Here is a 5,153-nt window from a genome sequence, read left to right as displayed (position 1 = left end):
TGAAATGGGGCGAAAGTCTGTGGACTCTGTGTAAGACAGTACATGGTTTTTTAACTGTGGTATGCGACGGTGGTGGAAGCAGAAACTTAAATCGTGAGGTTTAGGAATCGCCGCACTTTTAGGGCGGCGAGGATGTCAAGACAGCCAATTACGCTTTTTTACCCCTGAAGGTAAACTTGTTCCCACCCCTGAAGAAGTGGCAGAAAAGATGGCTCGGAAATTACAAGATTTAGGGATAGATTGGCGAGATTTGGCTTAAGTTTGACCTGAAATCTCGCTCAAGCCAGCTGAACTGCAACTTATGAAGTAATCTGCCCAAATGCTACAGTTAGGCGTTTTTACCGCAACAATAAACAAAAATCGAGCTATATTTGCCAGTTCTCGACATGATTTGCTATACTCCAAGAAGTAACTACATTCTTCCTCAGCCCCCAATGGGGGGCTTTTTCTTGGTAAAAAAGAAGCGATCAAAGGCTTATTTTGGCTCTTTTTTGCCTTTAAATCCGACTATTGAGCTTAAACCTACCGCAATTAAGCCTAATACAGTTGAAGGTTCGGGTACCTTTGCTTGTCTCACTGTATGGTTAGCAGCATAGTCTCTGTGATTGTGTTCAACATCACCTATCAAGAAAAAGTCCATCTGATCAGCACCCAGATTTGTATGAAGATTCGCTGTTTGATCACCGACCGGTCCTTTGACAATTACAGCACCAGGAGGAGGTGTTGATCCCCAACTTCCACTAGCCGTTAATTGATCTGGGTTAAGCAAAGAACAGTCAGCTTCAAACCCAGGCAATGCAGCAATTTCAGCCACACATGTAGCATTTTGCATCCCACTACCTACTGGAGCAGCTAGAACTTGCCAATCTAAGTTTAAAACAGAGCTAAATGTATGATCCTGATTGATTGTCATTATCCCAGTTGACCTGCTTCCGGGGGCAATCTTAACAAACAGATCAACTAACTGACCATTAATAGCTACCGGGTCAATGCTTATTAAAGAGAGATTGGTCATCTCAATAGGAATATTACAAGTACCCGCATTAAAAACACAGTCAGCTTGCCGTTCAACAGTAGTATCAGTGTTACCAGGACCAAAGGGTAGTCCTTTTAATTGGATTGTTCCCAGTCCACCAATAGTCACAAAGTTAGAGCCTGCAGGTGAACTAAGATAATCTGTTCCTGCCACTACTGTTGCAGCTTTCACCGCTTCTGGCATCCCTAATAAAGCAACCCCCAAACCCACAGCCCCAATGAGACCCGTAGTGACGGGTTTTAAGCGAGTATTAATCATTTGACTGAAACTCCTTCGAGTAACTACATTCTTTCCTGCAATTTTACAGTAATAATTTTTCTTGTCAAGTCATCAATCAGGATAATTTATTAAGTTTTATTACACTATTTACCCGGGTAAGCGCAGCTCAAACGCTGTTGACAATTCGCCAATTTTGTCAGCCCCTTGCTGTGTAGGCATTTCAAATGATAGCAGTCAATCAGAATAGTTACAAACTCGACCTATTTGGTCGATTGTTGCTTAACAATTGAGAGGGCAAATTCTACCCAAATATACCCAAATCGCCCTCTAGGTTTATTTTGTCAAAAATTGTTAAGATGCGCTTACCCTGATTATCGACACTTCCTAACACAACCCATCAGCTATCCTTGTTCATCTAGCAAAAAGCCTTGAGAATACAGTAATAAAACCTAACAAAGTCTTGTTTTGGTGACTCTCTTGGATATTGCCTAAAAAATGTTCACAATGTCACATTATGAACGCAAGCAGTTCGATAAACTCACTGACCACGTTGCGCCGCTACCATTGGCACAATCATATTATTGTAGGAGCGAATTGCCTTCGTCCTCTTTGAATAACTTCTGCTGCTCACCTATAGGTGAGGGAAAGTCACAAATAGGAGATGCAGCCGATAATTTTCGGGAAATATGGAGATTTTAACCTATGTTTTGGCGGGAGAACTAGAACACCAAGACAGTCTCGGCACAGGTTCCGTGATTCGACACGGTGAAATTCAACGGATGAGCGCGGGAACAGGGATAAAACACAGTGAATTTAATCATTCTGCCACTAATCCCCTCCATCTTCTGCAAATCTGGATTATTCCCGACAAAAAAGACCTAGAACCCAGTTATGAACAAAAAGCGATCGAATTTTCTCCCCATACCTTACAGTTAATCGCCTCTCCCACCGGTGCCGGTAATGCGGTTAAAGTCCATCAAGACGTTAATCTATACGCAGGAATTTTGCCCCTAGGCCAGTCCCTCACCCATTCCTTAGATGGAGGTCGTTATGGCTGGTTACAAGTGGCTAGAGGGCAAATAACCGTGAATGGCGTGCATTTACGAGCGGGGGATGGAGCGGCAATTAGCGAGGAAACTTCTTTGGCTATTCAATCTCTAGAAGACTCGGAAATTTTGCTTTTTGACCTAGGGTAGTGGGGTTGAGTGTTAGGGTTACTAGGGGCTAAGTTTTCCTGCCAATTCCCCAGCCGACTTTTAGCCATCAATACTGTCCACCACGCTCAGAAAATCGTTGTGGATTAGCTCGGCGATAAAATTCTCCGGATCGGTGATAGGAACAGTAACGCCTTGGCTGGCTACCATCTGTGCAGCCATCCGAGTCATGAAATCCTGTCTTGTTTCCGTCATTGTACCCTGACATTGTTGTAATTTTTCCACCAATTCCAGTGGGGAATCGGCCACCAGTTTATATCCCTCGCGGGTGACATAAATTGTCATCTTTCCTACCTCCTAAATGATCGGGAACGAGAATTCGGCACTACTAAACCACTTCTTTTCTCGCTATCATTATTGCCAGTTAGTTAGGGCTTGCTGAATAAATCTAAAAACCTTGTTGGGTAAGACTTTTAGACCTTTTGTCAATCAAAAAGTACTGGATATGGGAGTGATCGGGGGGAAATTTAGGCACTTTTTCCCTGAAAATTAGGTAATTGGCCACCTCAAAACTGGTAAAACCCCACACCCCACACCCTGCCCCCAGGAAAAACTTTTTGCCGCAAACCCTAGTTAGTCCCAGCCTCGTCCGTCTTTCCCTGTTTCCATTATTTTTTCTGGCTTGTCGCCGGGTAATTATTATTATCGCCAAAATAAAAGGATAAATTTGTCAATCTTTGTAACGAAAAATCAAGAGAACCTGTTCTCACGGTATCGCCCCGAACCTTTGCGGAGAAATTTGTTACAATGAATACAAGGGGACTCCCTGAGCCAGATCCCATCCCTAGGAAAAAATTGGCCAGGTGGAGAGCGGAAGCCAATAGTTCCGATCGGGACGGCATTTGTCAGAGTTTCCCGCTTCCTTTAGTTTTAGGGGGAAAAGCCATGAAATCTGCCACATTATTATCGCCCGATCGACCGCTGCCAGAATTTCTCCGGTCAGCTATCCAAGACCGCTTTCCGGGGAAAGCGATCGATGATCTCAGCATCCGCTACTATGAAAGCGTCGAGGATGTGGGATACGAGTATTTTAACGATCGGGTGTTGCCGTCCTGTAGCGATGAGCCTGTCGTCCGCTATCTTGTCCCGTTTATATCCTACGTCCGTCTAGGAGAAGCGTTAGTTTTGGATCGGCAAGACGGTCTTGTGGTTTACGAAACCGATCGAGATGTTCCCTGCACGGAAACTGGACCTTTCTGGTTGGTGACTCCTAAATCGCGCTGAAAAACCCAACCCAAGTTAAGCAGGTGAATTGGGAAAACTTAATAGTTAGGGTTGGCTGAATAAATCTAAAAACCTTGTTGGGTAAGACTTTTAGACTTTGGGGAGGTCAAAAAGTACCAGATATGGTAGTGATCAGGGGGAGAATTCAGGGACTTTTTCCCTGAAAATTAGGTAGTTTACCAGATGAAAATGGGTAAAACCCTACACCCCACACCCCACACCCCACACCCTGCCCCCAGGAAAGACTTTTTCAGCCAACCCTAGTTAAGACTCGACGGGTGGAGTCGGCAAGCAGCAAAACCCGTCGAATTTTTATAACGCTTGCGATCGCAACCAAGCCACGGGTAAATAGAGCATTTTCTTAGGTAAAGGCACGAAGGCACGACGGGCGAAGACATCGTAGTTATTTGCTTCAATTACGTCTAAAATGCCTTGATAAAGCAGTAAAGCCGCCCAAACCGGCCAACGGGAATCGGGATTAAGGGCGCGAATCCCCCTTTCGGCGGAATCGTAGTAATAACGAGCGCGCTCAATTTGGAAGCGCATTAACGCCTGCCAACGGTGATCATTAACCCCTTTGAGTAAATCGTCTTCGCTGTAGTTAAAACGCTCTAAATCCTCTAAAGGTAGATAAATCCGGCCACGATGGACATCTTCCCCCACATCCCGCAAAATATTGGTTAATTGATTGGCAATACCGAGATCGATCGCTTCTTCTTGCGGAATATAGACGCTTTGATTGCGCCGCCAAGGGGCAGAGCGATCGTCATCTTCCAATCCTAACACCGCGCTGGACATTAACCCCACCGTCCCCGCCACCCGATAGCAGTACAGTTTTAGTTCATCAAAGGTTTGATAACGACTGCGATAGAGATCCATCTGTTGCCCGGCGATCATATCCCGAAAGGGTTGGATATCCATGGGGAACTTTTCTAGAGTATCCACGAGAGCGACATCGGCATCCTCGATGGCAACCCCAGAAAAGACGGTTTCTAGCTGTTTTTCCCATAAATCGAGGGTTTCAGGGGTAGTTAACCGGGCTTGGGGGCCATCGACCAGTTCATCGGTACGACGACACCAGACATAAATTGCCCAGATCGCTTGACGTTTTGCTTTCGGCATCAGGAGAGTACCGAGATAAAACGTTTTGGAATACTTCTCTGTAATCCGGCGACAGAGTTCGTAGGACTCCGCAAGGGAGACGAGGGGTTTGGTGGGGTGGGTCGGTTTTGGCAATTGGAGCATTCTGCTGGGGCGGAATGATTGACTTAGATTAACGGCGAACTGTGGCTAATGATATAGCATTGTCTCACTCAAGGCCATTTTCGTCATTAGTCCCTAGCCAGAGAATTAACGAGCGCTGGACACTGGTGTAGATTGGGTTTTATTCAGGTTTAGCGGTGCTGCGGGGTGATCTTTGCTGATCACTGCTGCCGCTAATTTCCCCGATAAAACCGCTC

The 5,153-nt window shown here is 45.4% G+C and carries 4 protein-coding genes and 2 pseudogenes; 3 read left to right on the top strand and 3 right to left on the bottom strand.

The features are described from left to right. Window positions 1–130: 130 nt before the first annotated feature. Window positions 131–259, top strand: a pseudogene (locus PX636_RS14005) (Uma2 family endonuclease); the annotation flags it as partial. A gap of 216 nt (window positions 260–475) precedes the next feature. On the opposite strand, the gene PX636_RS14000 reads toward PX636_RS14005, so the two are convergent. Continuing rightward, the gene (locus PX636_RS14000) at window positions 476–1,294 is read right to left on the bottom strand and encodes a PEP-CTERM sorting domain-containing protein (protein ID WP_288117618.1); all 819 of its coding nucleotides are present in this window, start codon (window positions 1,292–1,294) and stop codon (window positions 476–478) included. Between the two features lie 644 nt (window positions 1,295–1,938). Here PX636_RS14000 and PX636_RS13995 point away from each other — a divergent pair. Beyond that, a pseudogene (locus tag PX636_RS13995) lies at window positions 1,939–2,451 on the top strand (pirin family protein); the annotation flags it as partial. A 60-nt stretch (window positions 2,452–2,511) separates the two neighbouring features. Here the strand turns inward: PX636_RS13995 and PX636_RS13990 are convergent. After that, window positions 2,512–2,754 carry a hypothetical protein gene (locus PX636_RS13990; RefSeq protein ID WP_012264724.1) on the bottom strand — a complete coding sequence of 81 codons (243 nt, stop codon included), beginning with the start codon at window positions 2,752–2,754 and terminating at the stop codon, window positions 2,512–2,514. Window positions 2,755–3,216: 462 nt separating this feature from the next. Between PX636_RS13990 and PX636_RS13985 the strand changes: the two genes are divergently transcribed. After that, a complete protein-coding gene (locus PX636_RS13985; protein WP_353853479.1) occupies window positions 3,217–3,693 on the top strand; it encodes a hypothetical protein in 477 nt (158 codons plus the stop codon). 312 nt (window positions 3,694–4,005) lie between these two features. Here the strand turns inward: PX636_RS13985 and crtB are convergent, their stop codons facing one another. Further along, window positions 4,006–4,938, bottom strand: coding sequence for a 15-cis-phytoene synthase CrtB (gene crtB / locus PX636_RS13980; protein ID WP_002795540.1), 933 nt, complete (start codon window positions 4,936–4,938; stop codon window positions 4,006–4,008). Window positions 4,939–5,153: the final 215 nt, after the last annotated feature.

Source organism: Microcystis sp. M53598_WE2, from assembly GCF_030067735.1.
GTDB lineage: Bacteria > Cyanobacteriota > Cyanobacteriia > Cyanobacteriales > Microcystaceae > Microcystis > Microcystis aeruginosa.
Note: the sequence above shows the minus strand (reverse complement) of the source record. Positions and strands in the feature narration are given on the sequence as shown.

Excerpts from the sequence above, each read along its gene's own strand:
- PX636_RS14000 (WP_288117618.1), bottom strand. The coding sequence starts at position 1,294 with ATGATTAATACTCGCTTAAAACCCGTCACTACGGGTCTCATTGGGGCT.
- PX636_RS13990 (WP_012264724.1), bottom strand. The coding sequence starts at position 2,754 with ATGACAATTTATGTCACCCGCGAGGGATATAAACTGGTGGCCGATTCC.
- PX636_RS13985 (WP_353853479.1), top strand. The coding sequence starts at position 3,217 with ATGAATACAAGGGGACTCCCTGAGCCAGATCCCATCCCTAGGAAAAAA.
- crtB (WP_002795540.1), bottom strand. The coding sequence starts at position 4,938 with ATGCTCCAATTGCCAAAACCGACCCACCCCACCAAACCCCTCGTCTCC.